Source organism: Micromonospora sp. SYSU B005, from assembly GCF_055362685.1.
This window is the reverse complement of the sequence record NZ_JAXCFU010000005.1, coordinates 282,689-297,709: the sequence shown is the minus strand read 5'-3', so window position 1 is coordinate 297,709 and position 15,021 is coordinate 282,689. Positions and strand designations below refer to the sequence as shown.

The window sequence follows — 15,021 nt, the reverse complement described above, 5'->3', positions numbered from 1 at the left end:
GACCCCACTGCGAGGGAGCGGCAGGTGCCCCGAGGCGATGGCCGGCTGAGCCACGACCTTGACCCCCAGCGACCCGGCCCACAGGACGCGTGTGGCGTCTTCGGCGTCTGGGCGCCGGGTGAAGAGGTCGCCAACCTCACCTACTTCGGGCTCTACGCCCTCCAGCACCGCGGTCAGGAGGCCGCGGGCATCGCGGTGAGTGACGGCTCCGGCGTCGTGGTCTACAAGGACCTCGGCCTGGTCGCCCAGGTGTTCGACGAGCCGACGCTGGCGAGCCTGCGCGGGCACGTCGCGATCGGGCACGCGCGCTACTCCACCACCGGCGGCTCGACCTGGGAGAACGCCCAGCCGACCATCCGCGCCACGACCGCCGGCACCACCATCGCGCTGGCGCACAACGGCAACCTGGTCAACACCGCCGAGTTGCAGCGCGAGGCCGCCGTGCGGGGGCTCGACTCGGACGGCTCGACGAACGACACCTCGCTGGTCACCATGCTGCTGGCGAGCCGGCCCGACCTGTCGGTCGAGGCGGCCGCGCTGGAGGTGCTGCCGCAGCTGCGCGGCGCGTTCAGCTTCGTCTTCATGGACGAGTCGACGCTCTACGCGGCGCGTGACGCGCACGGCGTACGCCCGCTGGTGCTCGGCCGGCTCGAACGCGGCTGGGTGGTGGCGAGCGAGACCGCCGCGCTGGACATCGTCGGCGCGAGCGTGGTCCGCGAGGTCGAGCCGGGCGAGCTGATCGCCATCGACGAGAACGGGCTGCGGTCCAGCCGGTTCGCCTCGCCCGAGCCCAAGGGCTGCCTCTTCGAGTACGTGTACATCGCCCGGCCGGACGCCACCATCGCCGGCCGCAACGTGCACGCCGCGCGGGTGCAGATCGGCCGCCAGCTCGCCAAGGAGCACCCGGTCGAGGCCGACCTGGTGATCCCGGTGCCGGAGTCCGGCACGCCGGCCGCGATCGGCTACGCCGAGGAATCCGGCATCACCTACGGCCAGGGCCTGATGAAGAACCCGTACGTCGGGCGCACGTTCATCCAGCCCTCGCAGACGCTGCGCGCGCTCGGAGTCCGGCTGAAGCTGAACCCGCTGCGGCAGAACGTCCGCGGCAAGCGCCTGGTCGTGGTGGACGACTCGATCGTGCGGGGCACCACCCAGCGGGCGATCGTCCGGCTGCTGCGCGAGGCGGGCGCGCTGGAGGTCCACGTCCGGATCTCCTCGCCGCCGGTGAGCTGGCCCTGCTTCTACGGCATCGACTTCGCCACCCGCGCCGAGCTGCTCGCGAACGGGCTCGACAACGACGGCATCCGGCGGTCCATCGGCGCCGACTCGCTCGGTTACGTATCGCTGCCCGGTCTCATCGCCGCGACCGAGCAGCCGAAGAGCCGGCTCTGCCGGGCGTGCTTCGATGGGGAGTACCCGATCGAACTGCCGGCCGGGAACCTGATCGGCAAGCACGTGCTCGAAGGAGTGGGACGCCGGGTCGCCGCCGAGGCGGCCGGGCCGACCGGTCCGCTCGTCGCCACACCGACCCATCACCCGTAGCACCACCGACGCGGGTCCGGCCGCTCCGGGCTCGCGGGAACCACAAAGGGGAGAACCGTGACGCACGTGTCCGAGCGCAGCGGCGCAGGATCCAGCCCGACGGGCGCCGGCGGCGACCGCCAGCCCTGGTCGGCGGGGTCCAGCCGGACGCAGCGCAAACGCTCGGTCTCGTACGCCGACGCCGGGGTGTCGATCGAGGCGGGCGACCGCGCTGTCGAGCTGCTCAAGTCCAAGGTCAAGGAGACCCGGCGTCCCGAGGTCATGGGTGACTTGGGCGGCTTCGCCGGCCTGTTCCGGCTGGACACGAAGAAGTACAAGAACCCGATCCTGGCGTCCTCGACCGACGGCGTGGGCACCAAGCTGGTGATCGCCCAGCAGCTCGACATCCACGACACGGTCGGCATCGACCTGGTCGCGATGGTCGTCGACGACCTGGTGGCCTGCGGCGCCGAGCCGCTGTTCCTGCTCGACTACATCGCCACCGGTGAGGTCGTGCCGGACAAGGTCGCCGAGATCGGCGCCGGCATCGCGGACGGCTGCCGGTACGCCGGCTGCGCGCTGCTTGGTGGCGAGACCGCCGAGCACCCGGGCGTGCTGCGCCCCGACGAGTACGACATCTCGGCCACCGGCGTCGGCGTGGTGGAGGAGAGCGAGATCCTCAGCCCGGACCGGGTCGAGGTGGGCGACGTGGTGATCGCCATGCGCTCGTCCGGCCTGCACTCCAACGGCTACTCCCTGGTCCGGCACGTGCTGCTCGGCGCCGGCCGGATGCGGCTGGACGTGGTGATCGACGACTTCGGCCGTCAGCGGACGCTGGGCGAGGAACTGCTCACCCCGACCAAGATCTACGCCCAGGACTGCCTCAAGCTGATCGCCGAGGCCGAGGTGCGGGCGCTGGCCCACGTCACCGGCGGCGGCATCCCCGGCAACCTGGTCCGGGTGCTGCCCGAGCACGTCGACGCCGTGGTGAACCGCTCCACCTGGAAGCCGCAGCCGATCTTCGACCTGATCCAGTCCAAGGGCCGGATCGAGGACCCGGAGATGGAGGCCACGTTCAACATGGGCGTCGGCATGTTCGCGATCGTCTCCGCCGAGGACGCCGACCGCGCGCTGGCCACCCTGACCGGCCGGGGCGTGGACGCCTGGCAGGCCGGCGAGATCATCGAGGGGTCCGGCAACGTGCAGATGGTCGGACAGCACACCCGAGGCTGATCACCCTGCGCCGATCGGCCGGGCACTTTATCGGGGGTTCACCCGAGCGGTCGCCGCGGCCTAGCCTGGAGGTTCGGTTTTCAGGCAGGCGGGGGAGGTGCTGATGGCTGCGCGCACACCCGAAGGGATGCGGGGCATCGCCGCCGTCCCGTCGTACGTGGTGATGCAGCCGACGACACTGTGCAACCTCGACTGCGCCTACTGCTACCTGCCCTTCCGGGCGGTCGACAGGCGGATGCCGGTGGCTGTCGCCGAGGCGGTGGCGGCGTCGGTGAACCCGTGGGCGGCGGGCGGTCGCTTCTCCGTGGTCTGGCACGGGGGCGAGCCGCTCGCGGCCGGCCGGGAGCACCTGGCCGCGCTGCTGGCGCCGTTCGGGCCGGACGTCGAGCACCACGTGCAGACGAACGCCACGCTGATCGACGACGCGTGGTGCGCGTTCTTCGCCGAGCACCGGGTGCGGGTCAGCGTCAGCGTGGACGGGCCGCGGGCGCGCAACGGCGAGCGGGTCACCCGGGGCGGGCGGCCCGCGTACGACCGGATCGTGGCGGGTGTGGCGGCGCTGCGCCGCCACGGCCTGCCGTTCTCGGCGCTCGCGGTGGTGTCGCGGCCGGAGCCGGGCCTGGCGACCGAGCTGTACGACTACTTCCTCGACCTGGGCTGCGACGTGCTCGGCGTCAACATCGAGGAGACCGAGGGCGTCAACACCCGGACGAACGCGCGCGACGAGGGCGCGGTCACCGGGTTCTGGGCCGAGCTGGTGGCGGCCTGGCGCCGGGATCCCCGGATCCACCTGCGTGAGGTGGAGTGGTCGCTGCGGTACGCGGGCGCGGTCCTGGCCGGCACCGCCGACGACCTGCTGCCCCGCAGCCTCGACCCGATCCCGACGGTCGGGCACGACGGCTCGGTGGTGGTGCTCTCGCCGGAGCTGGCCGGCTTCACCGACCCCCGGTACGGCGACTTCGCCAGCGGGAACGTGCTCACCACGCCGCTGGGGGACATCCTCGCCGGCGCGGCCGGTACGCCGTGGGTGGGCGAGTTCCTCGCCGGCGTTGAGGCGTGCCGGGCGTCCTGCCCGTACTTCGGGTTCTGCGGCGGTGGGCACGCCGCCAACCGTTACTTCGAGCTGGGGCGTTTCGACGGTACGGAGACCGAGCACTGCCGTAACAGCAAGATCCGCCTACTGGAGGGAGTGTTGGAGCATGCCCGAGACCATCAGTGACACCGACCGGGAGGCGGTCGCCGACCGGGTGCGGGACGCCGCTGCGGGGCTTACCGCTCTGCTCCACGAGGCGGAGGCGGCGCGGCTGCTGCGGGCGGAGGTGTCGGGTGGTGACGGCGCCGACGCGGTCTGCGCGTGGAACCACTTCGAGAACATCCCGACGTTCTACAACTGGAACAACCGGCCGCGCTGAGGGGACGGTTCCGCGATCAAGGACCTGCCGGCGCGTCGGAGCGGGGCGCCCCGGAGCGCCGGCAGGTCCCTGATCGTCGGTCGTACGCCGGCTCAGCAGAGCACATGCGTGAGCACGCGGGGGTTACCGCGTGCTCAGATGTGACCGGAGGTCAGCGGGTCGGACGAGCCCAGGTGTCCGGGTCGTCGTCCGCGTGGTCCTCGTCATCGTCGTCGACATACTCTTTGTAGTCGTCGTCGAAGTTGTGCTCAGACTTTCCACTACCCGCCAGTTCGCGCTGCAAGGCGGTTAGGTCGGTGTTCGGGGAGTGGTACTTCAACTCCCGGGCCACCTTCGTCTGCTTGGCCTTAGCACGGCCGCGCCCCATGGCTCGACCCCCTCGCACAGAATGCGGGGCAGCCCGAAGGCGGGCCCCGATGACGTCAGGCATCTCTCGTGGCTCTTACGGTACATGGGGATGCCATCGTTCGGCACCTCGGGTCACCGTCGACCGGACCTGCGCGTCGCGGTGGTCCAGCTGTCACAAAGTGTACCGGGTAAGGGGTAAGCCCCGGGGCTGGCCGTGACACCGGACATACCGGTACGAACAAGCCCGAGGATCAGCTTAACGCGCACCGCCTCCGGGGGAGGAGCGTCGCCCCGCCCCCGGAGGTGAGCTTCACCGCAGATGGATCGTCCGCAGCCGGCCGACGTCGGCCATCCGCCGCTCGGCGAGCCGGTCCGCGGCGACCGCCGGCGGCACGCCCTCGTCGTCGGCGAGCTGGAGGATCTGCCGGGTCGTGTCGAAGATCCGGGTCGCGCGCAGCTTGGCGCGGTCGAAGTTGAAGCCCTCGATCTCGTCGGCCACCTGGATCACGCCGCCGGCGTTGACCACGTAGTCCGGCGTGTAGAGGATGCCCCGGTCGGCGAGCACCTTCTCGATGCCCGGGTGGGCGAGCTGGTTGTTCGCCGCCCCGGTGACCACCTTCGCCCGCAGCACCGGCACGGTGTCGTCGTTCAGCGCGCCGCCGAGCGCGCACGGGGCGTACACGTCGATGTCGGAGGCGACGAGCGCCGCGGTGTCGTCGACCAGGGTGACCTGCGGGTGGGTGGTGCGCGCCCACTCCAGGGCGCGCGGGCTGACGTCGGTCGCCACGACCTCGGCGCCGTCGTCGAGCAGGTGGGCGGTCAGGTACTTGCCGACCTTGCCCAGCCCGGCCACGCCGACCCGGCGGCCCGCGAGCGTCGGGCTGCCCCAGACGTGCTCGGCAGCGGCCCGCATGCCCTGGAACACGCCCCAGGCGGTGAGGATCGAGGAGTCGCCCGCGCCGCCGTGCTCCACGCTGCGGCCGGTCACGTAGCGGGTCTCCCGGGCGATCACGTCCATGTCCGCCACGTAGGTGCCCACGTCGCAGGCGGTGTAGTAGCGGCCGTTGAGCGACTCGACGAAGCGGCCGTACGCGCGCAGCAGCGCCTCGCTCTTGATCTGGTCGGGGTCACCCCAGATGACCGCCTTGCCGCCACCGAGGTCGAGGTTCGCCAGGGCGTTCTTGTAGGCCATGCCGCGCGAGAGGTCGAGCACGTCGGCGAGGGCCTCGTCCTCGCTGGCGTACGGGTAGAACCGGGTGCCGCCGAGCGCGGGGCCCAGCGCGGTCGAGTAGATCCCGATGATCGCCTTCAGGCCGGACTGCTTGTCCTGGCAGAACACGACCTGCTCATGCCCCGTGGAGACGGGGTCGTCGGTACTGGCGAATACGCCCATGGCTGACTCCTGTGTCGGTGTGCGCCCTTGTGGGGCGCGGAACCCGGGTGGCACGCCGGCGGGATGCTGCCGGTGTCGTTGAGCCTAATATCGGCCCGAACCGTACTGTCGCGCATGTCACGCCACGGGCCCGAGGGCGGCGGCGGGCGGTCCCGTCTCGTGGGAGGATCGCGCCGTGCCGTCGCTCTTCGCTTCATACCTGCGCGTGTACGAGCCGCTCACCGCCTTCGACCGGGATCGGCAGTCGTACTGGCGCCGGTACGTCAGCGAGGGCCGTGCGATAGCTCCGCTGGAGGGGCCGGTACGGCAGCGGACCGCGGTGATCGAGGCGCTCGGCGCCGGCTGGACCCGGTTGCCCGACCTGCCCGACGAGGCGTACGTCCTGGAGTCCGACGACGCGCTGCTGGTCTGCCCGTGGAACCTGCGTATCCGGGTCGCCGAGGCGGCGCTGAGCGCCCGCGACGGCGTGCCCTCGGTGCTCGCCGACGCGTTCGTGCCGCCGGTGCTCGCCGGGCAGGCCAAGGCCGTGGTGGAGGACTGGCGCAGCGGCGCCCGGGTGCTGGAGCACGGGGTGCCCCGGGTGCACGAGCAGATCGCCACCTGGGGCGTGCCGCTGCGCTGGTTCGTGCTGTTCGAGGCCGGCGAGCGGCACCTGGTCACCGATCCGGGGCGGCGGGCGCTGCGCTACCGCACCGAGATCTCGAAGGCGCGCCGCCGGGCGTCCCGCGCGCTGTCGGTGCTGCGCAAGTCGATCGGCGAGGCGCCGATCACCGAGGCGGTCGAGGAGGCGGCCCGGTGGCTGGAGGAGTTCCACCCGCGCTCGGTGGTCGAGCTGGACTACGGCGGACTGGTGCAACTGCTGCCGGACGAGACGCTCGAAGCCGACGACTCGACCGATCTGGTGGCCGCCGGACTGTCCGGACTGGGCCGGGGCGAGGCCGAGGAGGCGTCCGCCGCGTACGACAAACTGGTCGCCCGCTGGCGCGCGGTGCAGCTGCTCGAACGGTGCAACTGACGCCCGGTTTGCCCTGCTAAGTGGCCTTGGACACGAGAGTGTCTCGTAACTGATGCGTCACGAACCGTGATCATGAGTCCGAATAAGGTACTTTCTGCGGCATAAAAGTCGTAAAAATCGGGCATGGTTCATCCGTCCGTCTAGGGACCTTCAGCCGTTCGGCCCATGTCGGACATCGGGGACTAGCCGGACCATGGGAGACGCGTCGGCCGGCGGGACCCCGGCCGATGTCTATACATGTGGAGGAGTGACCCCGATGGCATCGCGAACGCACGAACCTGAGCCGCTACTCACACCGGCCGAGGTGGCGTCGATGTTCCGTGTCGACCCGAAAACGGTGACCCGGTGGGCCAAGGCTGGCAAGCTCAGCGCCATCCGGACCCTCGGCGGTCACCGCCGCTACCGCGAGTCGGAGGTTCGGGCCCTGCTGCAGGGACAGATCCCCCAGCAGCGCCAGGGAGACTGACGAACCGGCGTTCTCCGGCGTTCCGATCAAGGGCGGTGCCGTCGCGGCGCCGCCCTTTGTCGCGTCCGGGGGCCGCTCAGTCCAGCACGATCCGCAGCCCCACCGTGCCACGCTCACCCCGGCGCAGCCGGCTACCGAGCAGGCTCAGCCGCCCGATCAGCCGGTACTTCTGCTTGAGCAGCCCTCGCACCCGGTTCGTGCTCTCCGGGTCGGCGATCGTCGCGTGGCCCGGCACCGCCTCACCGTGCGGCCGGCCGCGCACGTCGCACGGCGCCACGGTGACCCGGCCGTCGCGCCGGATGCGCTTCACCTTGCCGGAGTCGGCCACCGTCCACACCGCGAGCCCGTCGCCGTCGCGTACCGCCCACACCGGCGTCGGCACCGCCCGGCCGTCCTTGCGGAACGTGGTGAGCAGGACGTACTTCTCCGCAGCCAGGCGGTCCAGGTCGGTCACGCCGCCAAGGATACGGCGGTCAGGGTGCCGCCGACCGCCGGATAGCGTGCTCTCATGACCGGGGAACCCGAGATCGGCGACGTGTTCGGCGAGATGATCCGCGACGCGTACGCGGTCGCCACCGGGATCGGCCCGCGCCCGATGGCCGGCGGCCGCCTCCCGCGCCCGGTCATCGAGATCATCGAGCGCGACGACGGGCTGATCAACGGCGCGCCCGCCGGGCACTACCTGGACCCGCCGCAGCGGTGGCAGCCGCACGACCACCGGGCCGTGGACCGGGTACGCGGACGCGTGCTCGACGTCGGCGTCGGCGCCGGCCGGATCGCGCTGCACCTCCAGGAGCGCGGCGTGCCGGTCACCGGGCTGGACACGTCGCTCGGCGCGCTGCGGGTCAGCCGGCACCGGGGCGTACGCGACCTGGTGCACGGCACCGTCGACGAGCACGCCGCCGACGGCCACCGGTACGACACGTTCCTGCTGCTCGGCAACAACCTGGGACTGTTCGAGGGGCGGGAACGCGCCCCGGCGATGCTCGCCGCGCTCGCCGCGCTGGCCCGCCCCGGTGCCCGGGTGATCGCCCACGGCACCGACCCGTACGGGACCACCGACCCGGTACACACCGCCTACCACGAGCGCAACCGGCAGCGGGGCCGGATCGGCGGGCAACTGCGGCTGCGGCTGCGCTACCGGCTGCTCGGCACCGACTGGTTCGACTACCTGGTCTGCTCGCCGGAGGAGTTCGCCGAGCTGGTCCACGGTTCACCCTGGCGACTGGCCGACGTGGACGACACCGACCACCCCTACTACCTCGCCACACTGACGCTGCGGTGAGCGGGGGAGCCGCCGGGATCCGGCGGCTCCCCCCGCACCACTCAGACCTGGACGGTGGGGGTGGTCTGCTCCGGGGGCAGCCCGCCGTCGCCGTCGACCACCTCGTCCGGCGTGCCGTCCTCGTCGATGTCCACCATGGTGATGTCCACCTTGCCGTCACCGTCGGTGTCGAACTGGAACAGGTCGGCCTTGCCGTCGCCGTCGGTGTCCACCACCCACACGTCGGTCTTGCCGTCGTTGTTGGTGTCCGCGCGGAGCAGGTCCACCCGCTCGTCGCCGCGGGTCTCGACCGTCTCGGTGTTCTCCGCGCTCTCCGGTGCCTGGCTCATCTCGTTCCTTCCTTCGGCGTTGACGGCCGTCCTTACCCCGTCCGCTCCGCCCCCACGCATCCCGGCGGCCCGGCCCTGCATAGGGTCGCATGCAGGAACGAGCGGACGGGCCCGGCGGCGGAGACCCCGCGCGCCCCCGCCGCGGCGAGGGGACACCGATGAGTGGTCGTTTTGTGGTCGTCGGGGCCGGCACCATGGGCCTCGGCATCGCGTACGTGGCGGCCGGCGCCGGGTACGCGGTCGAACTGGTCGAGGTCGACCCCGCCCGGGGCGCCGAGGCCGTGCACCGGCTCGGCGAGCTGTGGGACCGAGGGGTGCAGCGCGGCAAGCTGACCGAGGAGGCCGCCACCGCCAACCGTGAGCGCGTCACGCTCCGGGCCGGGCTCGCCGAGGTGGCCGAGGGCGCCGACGTGATCGTGGAGGCGGTGCCCGAGCGGCTCGACCTCAAGCGCGCCGTCCTGCGCGAGGCGGAGAGCCGCCGGCCCGCGCTGCTGGGCAGCAACACGTCCAGCATCCCGATCGCCGAACTGGCCGCCGGGCTGGACCGGCCCGCCGACTTCGTCGGGTTGCACTTCTTCAATCCGGTGTGGGCGATGGCGCTGCTCGAGGTCGTGGTCGGCCCGGCCACCGCGCTGGAGACCACCGAGGCGGCCGTCGCGCTCGCCGCCCGGCTGGGCAAGGACCCCGTCGTCGTACGCGACATGCCCGGCTTCGCCACCTCCCGCCTCGGCGTCACGCTCGGCCTGGAGGCGATCCGGATGGTGGCCGACGAGGTGGCGAGCCCGGCCGACATCGACAAGGCGATGGTGCTCGGCTACCGGCACCCGATCGGCCCGCTGGAGCTGACCGACCTGGTCGGGCTGGACGTGCGGCTCGACATCGCGCGCACGCTCCAGGCCGCGTACGGCGACCGCTTCGCGCCGCCGCCGCTGCTCGTCGAGATGGTGGCCGCCGGGAGGCTGGGCAAGAAGTCGGGGCAGGGCTTCTACACGTGGAAGGACGGCCAGAAGAAATGAGTGGGCTGCGGATCGAGGAGCTGCCGGACCGGCTCGTGGTCACCCTGGACCGGCCGGAGAAGCGCAACGCCATCGACGCCGACCTGGTGGGCGAGCTGCACGCGGTCTGCGCCGACCTGGAGGCGCGTCCCCGGCTGCTGCTGCTCACCGGCGGGACGGCGGGCATCTTCGCCGGTGGCGCCGACATCGCCCAGCTCCGCGAGCGCGGCCGGCTGGACGCGCTGGCCGCCATCAACCAGGGCGTCTTCGCCCGCATCCGGGCACTGCCGATGCCCACCGTGGCCGCAGTCGACGGCCCGGCGCTGGGCGGCGGCGCCGAGCTGGCGTACGCATGCGATCTCCGGGTGTGCACGGACCGCGCGGTGTTCGGCCAGCCCGAGGTGCGGCTGGGCATCCTGGCCGGCGCGGGCGCGACCTACCGGCTGCCGGCGCTGATCGGTGAGGCCCGGGCCAAGGAGCTGCTGTTCACCGGCCGGCGGGTGGACGCCGAGGAGGCGCTGCGGATCGGGCTGGTGAACCGGGTGGTGGCCGACCCGGAAGAGCTGCTGCCCACCGCGCACGGCCTGCTCGACGAGATGGCGAAGGGTTCCGCGCTGGCGCTGCGGCTGACCAAGATGGCGGTGGACGCCCCGGCGGCCGCGCACCCGCAGCTCGACCTGCTGAGCCAGGCGGTGCTCTTCGAGGACGAGGAGAAGCACCGGCGGATGACCGAGTTCCTGGACCGGCGCCGGGCCCGCTGAGCCCGGGAGAGACGACGAGGGCCGCACCGGTGTCTCCGGTGCGGCCCTACGCGTCGGTACGCGTCAGTGCTTGATGTCGACTCCCGCGTCGTCCAGCGCGGTGATCGCCGGCGCGGACTCGGCGAAGCCGATGAGCAGCAGCGCCTCCGGTCCGAACGCCTTGATCTCCTTGGCGGTGCCGCCGAAGTCGACAGGCGTCTTCGGGTCGGCCGGCGGCTCGTAGGTCAGCAGCTTGATCCGGTCCGCGCCGATGCCGGCCTTCTCCAGCTCCGAGCGGACGTTCTCCTGGAGGCCCTCACCGTACGAGTCCTTACGGGCCAGGATCGCGATCTTGCGCGGCCCGTCCCGGAGCATCACGTCGGCCAGCGCACGGCCCTGCAGGCTGTCCGGCGGCGCGGTACGGAAGTAGAGGCCGTTGTCGTCCACGGCGCTCAGGCCCGCGTCGGTGTTCGACGGGGAGAACAGGATCCGCCCGGCGGCGACCACGTCCGGCAGCACGGCCCGGGAGATGCCGGAGCCGCCCGCGCCGATGATGACCTGCACGCCCTTGCTGACGTGCGAGGCGACGGTGGCCTTGGCGACCGCCGGGTTGGTGCCGTCGTCGCCCTCGATCCACTTCACCGGCTCGCCGAGCACACCACCGGCGGCGTTCACCTCACGGATCGCGAGCGCCGCGCCGGCCGCCAGCGGCGGGTTCGCCAGCGCCAGGTCACCGGTCTTCGGCAGCAGCCCGCCGAGGACCAGCGGGGCGTCCTTCGCCTTCCCGTCGCGCAGCTTGCGCCCACGCGGCGGGGCCTTCGTGCTGGCCCCCGACTCCTCACCGGCGCCGACGAACTCGGTCTTGCTGTCGTCGATCTTCTGGTTGTCGAAGTGCATGGTGCCGTAGCTCGCGGTGGCCGGCTCGCCGGTGTCGGTGAACCCGGCGCGGGTCAGCGACACGCCCCGGTACTCGATGTCCCGGCCCGCACGGGCGAGCTCCAGGCAGGCCGCCACGTCGTCGCAGCGTTCACCGCCGGTGGTCACCCCGACGATCTGCTTGGCGATCTCGGCCGGAGCGGTGGTGCCGGCGAGCTGGGCGGCCAGCGCGCTGATCACCACCGCGTCGTACGACTCGGCGGAGTAGAGGAAGTCACCCAGCTTCGGGTCTACGGCGAGTAGTCGTTCCTTGAAGCTCTCGGCAAGCGGAGTGAGGGGCGTGGTGCCCTTCATCCCGTTCACCAGGTCCGCCCGGTCCTTGAGTTCCGCGGCGTACGAATTGAGCATGTTGCCGTCGGTGCCGTAGAGGCGTACCTGGGTGGCAGGCGTCTCCTCCGGCTCGTCGCTCCCGCAGGCGCTCGTGGCGAGCAGAAGCGCCGCGCAGGCCATGGACAGGGCCGCGCGCGACGTGCGTGTTCTCAGCATGGTCGTCCTTCCTCCGGCGAAGGTCCGCTGCGCACCTTAGCGTGCTCACGCGGCACGCGGGACTGTGGAGTCGGCTCCGTCGGCACCCCGACTGCGGGTATCACTCTGCGTGGTCGACGAGCCGTTTCCGGGTCACCGCTTGACCCCCGGCGATACTGTTCCGCGGGTGAACGACGAAGCACAGCAGACGCTCGACGACGCGACCGCCGTGCTCCGTTCCGCCCTCGCCGGCGACGGCGCCGGCGTGGTGGGCACGTTCGACGCGGTGGTGGACCGCTCCGGCCTCGCCGGGGCGTACGGAGTGGCGTGGTGCCTCGCCGCCACCATGCTCGGCGACGACGCCCCGGGCGGCGGCGCCGCCCTCGACTTCCCCGGCATCGACCAGGCCGACTACGACACCCGCTGGGTGGCCCGTTTCGTCAGCGCGTGCGCCAACGACGACGCGGACACCGGCGAGGCGCTGTTCGGGGCGGCGGCCGCCGACGGCCTGCTGCCCGACTGCCTGCTCACGCTCGCCGGGTCGACAATCGCCACGCTGCGCAGCCGCTCGGACTGAGCCCGGCGCGCGGCCCGGCACCCCGGCTGTGGTAGCTCTGGGTGCATGTCCGAGGCGATGCTCAGCAAGGTGCGCAAGCTCCTCGCCCAGGCGGAGGACCCGGCCTGCACACCCGCCGAGTCGTCCGCCTTCATGGCGAAGGCCACCGAGCTGATCGCCCGCTACGGCGTCGACCGGGCGCTGCTCGCCGCCCGCGACCCGGCTGCCGACCCGGTCGGTGACCGGACCGTCGAGGTGATCGCGCCGTACGCCCGGGACAAGGCCGGTCTGCTCGCGGCGGTCGCCGAACCGTTGCGCTGCCGATGCGTACGCCGCCGGCACGGCAACGGTTTCGTCATGCACCTGTTCGGCTTCGCCAGCGACCTGGAACGGGTCGAGCTGCTGTTCACCTCGCTGCTCGTGCAGGCCGCGCACGGGCTCGCCGGTGCCGTCGTACCGGCCGGGGAGCATCCGGCCGCGTTCCGGCGCACCTGGCTGGCCGGGTTCGCGTACGTCGTCGCGGAACGACTGCGCGCTGCCGAGAGCAAGGCGGTGGCGGAGTCGGGTGGACCCTCCACGGCTCTGGTGCTCGCCGACCGCTCCGATCGGGTCCAGCGCCGGGTCGCCGAGGCGTACCCCCGGTTGCGCACCGCCCCGCGACGGCGGCTGGCGGGCGGTGGCTTCGGTTCCGGCGCGGACGCCGGCCGCCGGGCCGACCTCGGTGGCACCGGCGTGGCCGGCACCGGCGCGGCGCCCGGTATCGCCGGCTGACCGATCTCAGGCGGTACGGGCGACCGTTGCCAGGTAGCGGCAGAGCAGTTCGTGCCAGCCCGCGGTGAGCGCCTCGCGGTAGCCCTCGGCCGCCGTGCCGTGCCTGTCGAAGTAGCGGTGCTCGACGTCCACCCGGGTCTGCTCCGGACCGTCGGCGTGGAACAGGACCTCCACCTCGCTGGCCCGCGCCGGGTCCGGCACCGGCACCCGGTCCGGGCCGATCTGCCAGGTGAACACCAGGCGCCGCGGCGGATCCCAGGTCAGCACGCGGCCCCAGTCGTTGCGGAAGCCGTACGGGCCGATCTCGTAGAGCATGCCGCCGGCCCGGGGCTCGATGCCGAGCGCAGCGAGCGCCTCCGGGCCGGACCAGGTGTATTCACGCACCCACCAGTCGGCGAGCGCGCCGGTGAAGACGGCGTACGCCCGCTCGGCGGACGCCGGGACGAGCAGGCTGCTGCGGAGGGAGAAGCGATCGGATTCCTGCCGGACCTCATCCGGATCGGCCATCTCCTGTCCCATAGGTCCGGACCATACCGGCTCATGTCTCGGTGTGCAGCTTCCGTTCCGCCCGCTTCCGGACACCGGGAACACCGGTTCCCGACAGCGCTGAGTGGTGGGACAGGCGCTCTGCGCAAGGCCCGTGGCGGTGCTTTCGGCAGGTCAGGGCGGGCTTCCGGGCGGTAGGAGAGGCGACGGGTGCGGTGCCGGAAGCGGGTAAGCGCCGCCGACCGGACCGATGGGAGAGCGGGCAGGCGGCGTAACTGGCGGGACAGGCCGGACAGGCCCTCCGGCAGGCCGGCCAGAGCGTCTGGGAGGCGATCCAGGGCAGCCCCACCCAGAACCGCAGCCCCCCGAAACCCTGACCACCCCGCCGCCGGCCCTCCCGCGCTCGCCACCCACACACCCACCCACCACCGCGGGGCCGGGGGCGGTCGAGCTTGTTTAGATGTTTCTCTAGGTTGACAGGATTCTAAATAGAAGGCAGGGTGGAGACTGCTTCGATAAACATCGAGACAGGGAGTCAGCCATGTCCCGCGTCCAACTCGCCCTGCGCGTCTCCGACCTCGAAGGCTCCGTGGCCTTCTACAGCAAGCTGTTCGGCGTCGAGCCGGCCAAGCGCCGCCCCGGCTACGCCAACTTCGCGGTGGAGAACCCGCCGCTGAAGCTCGTACTCCTCGAAGGTGAGCCCGGCCTGCCGACGGTGATGGACCACCTCGGGGTCGAGGTGGCCACCACCGAGGAGGTCAACGCCGCGACCAGCCGGCTCACCGAGTCCGGCCTGATCACGCTGGAGGAGAACGACACCGAGTGCTGCTACGCGCTCCAGGACAAGGTCTGGGTGCGCGGCCCCGGCGACGAGCCGTGGGAGGTCTACACGGTCAAGGCCGACTCGCCGCAGCTGGAGAAGGTGACCGAGAGCGCCTGCTGCACCTCGGCCGCGGCGGAGCAGCCCGCCGCGGTCTGACCCGGATACGGGAGGGATCCCCACCGGCGGGGATCCCTCCCGCCGGTGGGGATCCGCCGTTGCGGGGAAGAACCGGGAGTAGCGCAACCGT

General features: G+C 72.1%; 18 protein-coding genes. 12 read left to right on the top strand and 6 right to left on the bottom strand.

Annotation, left to right across the window (positions count from 1 at the left end; translation table 11 throughout):
* Positions 1–24: 24 nt before the first annotated feature.
* The 4 genes from purF (at position 25) to amcA (ending at position 4,166) form a co-directional block, all read left to right on the top strand.
* A complete protein-coding gene (gene purF / locus SM452_RS15145; protein ID WP_013283425.1) occupies positions 25–1,542 on the top strand; it encodes an amidophosphoribosyltransferase in 1,518 nt (505 codons plus the stop codon).
* Between the two features lie 57 nt (positions 1,543–1,599).
* On the top strand, positions 1,600–2,754 hold the full coding sequence (gene purM / locus SM452_RS15140) for a phosphoribosylformylglycinamidine cyclo-ligase (protein ID WP_135242749.1): 1,155 nt from the start codon (positions 1,600–1,602) through the stop codon (positions 2,752–2,754).
* Between the two features lie 127 nt (positions 2,755–2,881).
* Entirely contained in the window at positions 2,882–3,973 is a 1,092-nt protein-coding gene (gene amcB / locus SM452_RS15135; protein ID WP_262015992.1) for a cyclophane-forming radical SAM peptide maturase AmcB, read from the top strand.
* Positions 3,954–4,166 carry a multiple cyclophane-containing RiPP AmcA gene (amcA, locus tag SM452_RS15130; protein WP_135242751.1) on the top strand — a complete coding sequence of 71 codons (213 nt, stop codon included), beginning with the start codon at positions 3,954–3,956 and terminating at the stop codon, positions 4,164–4,166. Before amcB ends, amcA begins: the two co-directional genes overlap by 20 nt.
* Positions 4,167–4,317: 151 nt before the next feature.
* Here amcA and SM452_RS15125 read toward each other — a convergent pair whose 3' ends face one another.
* Together SM452_RS15125 and SM452_RS15120 are read right to left on the bottom strand one after the other, a co-directional pair.
* Positions 4,318–4,533, bottom strand: coding sequence for a DUF3073 domain-containing protein (locus SM452_RS15125; RefSeq protein WP_013283429.1), 216 nt, complete (start codon positions 4,531–4,533; stop codon positions 4,318–4,320).
* Positions 4,534–4,824: 291 nt separating this feature from the next.
* The gene (locus tag SM452_RS15120) at positions 4,825–5,907 is read right to left on the bottom strand and encodes a Glu/Leu/Phe/Val family dehydrogenase (RefSeq protein ID WP_355514082.1); all 1,083 of its coding nucleotides are present in this window, start codon (positions 5,905–5,907) and stop codon (positions 4,825–4,827) included.
* 175 nt (positions 5,908–6,082) lie between these two features.
* Here SM452_RS15120 and SM452_RS15115 point away from each other — a divergent pair, with 175 nt between their 5' ends.
* Together SM452_RS15115 and SM452_RS15110 are read left to right on the top strand one after the other, a co-directional pair.
* Positions 6,083–6,922 (top strand): hypothetical protein, encoded by an 840-nt coding sequence (locus SM452_RS15115; protein WP_135242753.1) that lies wholly within the window; start codon positions 6,083–6,085, stop codon positions 6,920–6,922.
* A 256-nt stretch (positions 6,923–7,178) separates the two neighbouring features.
* Complete coding sequence (locus SM452_RS15110) at positions 7,179–7,388, top strand: BldC family transcriptional regulator (RefSeq protein WP_007073996.1); 210 nt, start codon at positions 7,179–7,181, stop codon at positions 7,386–7,388.
* A 76-nt stretch (positions 7,389–7,464) separates the two neighbouring features.
* Here SM452_RS15110 and SM452_RS15105 read toward each other — a convergent pair whose 3' ends face one another.
* Positions 7,465–7,842 (bottom strand): PPOX class F420-dependent oxidoreductase, encoded by a 378-nt coding sequence (locus tag SM452_RS15105; RefSeq protein ID WP_262015983.1) that lies wholly within the window; start codon positions 7,840–7,842, stop codon positions 7,465–7,467.
* A gap of 54 nt (positions 7,843–7,896) precedes the next feature.
* Between SM452_RS15105 and SM452_RS15100 the strand changes: the two genes are divergently transcribed.
* A complete protein-coding gene (locus SM452_RS15100) occupies positions 7,897–8,673 on the top strand; it encodes a class I SAM-dependent methyltransferase (RefSeq protein WP_262015982.1) in 777 nt (258 codons plus the stop codon).
* 41 nt (positions 8,674–8,714) lie between these two features.
* On the opposite strand, the gene SM452_RS15095 is transcribed toward SM452_RS15100, so the two are convergent.
* On the bottom strand, positions 8,715–9,002 hold the full coding sequence (locus SM452_RS15095; RefSeq protein WP_043327533.1) for a hypothetical protein: 288 nt from the start codon (positions 9,000–9,002) through the stop codon (positions 8,715–8,717).
* A gap of 158 nt (positions 9,003–9,160) precedes the next feature.
* Between SM452_RS15095 and SM452_RS15090 the strand changes: the two genes are divergently transcribed.
* Together SM452_RS15090 and SM452_RS15085 are read left to right on the top strand one after the other, a co-directional pair.
* A complete protein-coding gene (locus SM452_RS15090; RefSeq protein WP_463840121.1) occupies positions 9,161–10,018 on the top strand; it encodes a 3-hydroxyacyl-CoA dehydrogenase family protein in 858 nt (285 codons plus the stop codon).
* Positions 10,015–10,758, top strand: a complete 744-nt coding sequence (locus tag SM452_RS15085) for an enoyl-CoA hydratase/isomerase family protein (RefSeq protein ID WP_262015980.1) — start codon at positions 10,015–10,017, stop codon at positions 10,756–10,758. Before SM452_RS15090 ends, SM452_RS15085 begins: the two co-directional genes overlap by 4 nt.
* Positions 10,759–10,821: 63 nt before the next feature.
* Here SM452_RS15085 and SM452_RS15080 read toward each other — a convergent pair whose 3' ends face one another.
* On the bottom strand, positions 10,822–12,159 hold the full coding sequence (locus SM452_RS15080) for an ABC transporter substrate-binding protein (protein ID WP_262015979.1): 1,338 nt from the start codon (positions 12,157–12,159) through the stop codon (positions 10,822–10,824).
* Positions 12,160–12,325: 166 nt separating this feature from the next.
* On the opposite strand from SM452_RS15080, the gene SM452_RS15075 reads away from it, so the two are divergent.
* Together SM452_RS15075 and SM452_RS15070 are read left to right on the top strand one after the other, a co-directional pair.
* Positions 12,326–12,715: a hypothetical protein gene (locus SM452_RS15075; protein ID WP_260032910.1), complete on the top strand. Its 390-nt coding sequence runs from the start codon at positions 12,326–12,328 to the stop codon at positions 12,713–12,715.
* Positions 12,716–12,760: 45 nt separating this feature from the next.
* Positions 12,761–13,465, top strand: a complete 705-nt coding sequence (locus SM452_RS15070) for a DUF2786 domain-containing protein (RefSeq protein WP_262015978.1) — start codon at positions 12,761–12,763, stop codon at positions 13,463–13,465.
* Between the two features lie 6 nt (positions 13,466–13,471).
* Here the strand turns inward: SM452_RS15070 and SM452_RS15065 are convergent, their stop codons facing one another.
* The gene (locus SM452_RS15065) at positions 13,472–13,984 is read right to left on the bottom strand and encodes an SRPBCC family protein (RefSeq protein WP_262015977.1); all 513 of its coding nucleotides are present in this window, start codon (positions 13,982–13,984) and stop codon (positions 13,472–13,474) included.
* A gap of 508 nt (positions 13,985–14,492) precedes the next feature.
* Between SM452_RS15065 and SM452_RS15060 the strand changes: the two genes are divergently transcribed.
* Positions 14,493–14,930: an ArsI/CadI family heavy metal resistance metalloenzyme gene (locus SM452_RS15060; RefSeq protein ID WP_355513450.1), complete on the top strand. Its 438-nt coding sequence runs from the start codon at positions 14,493–14,495 to the stop codon at positions 14,928–14,930.
* The last annotated feature ends 91 nt before the right edge of the window (positions 14,931–15,021 follow it).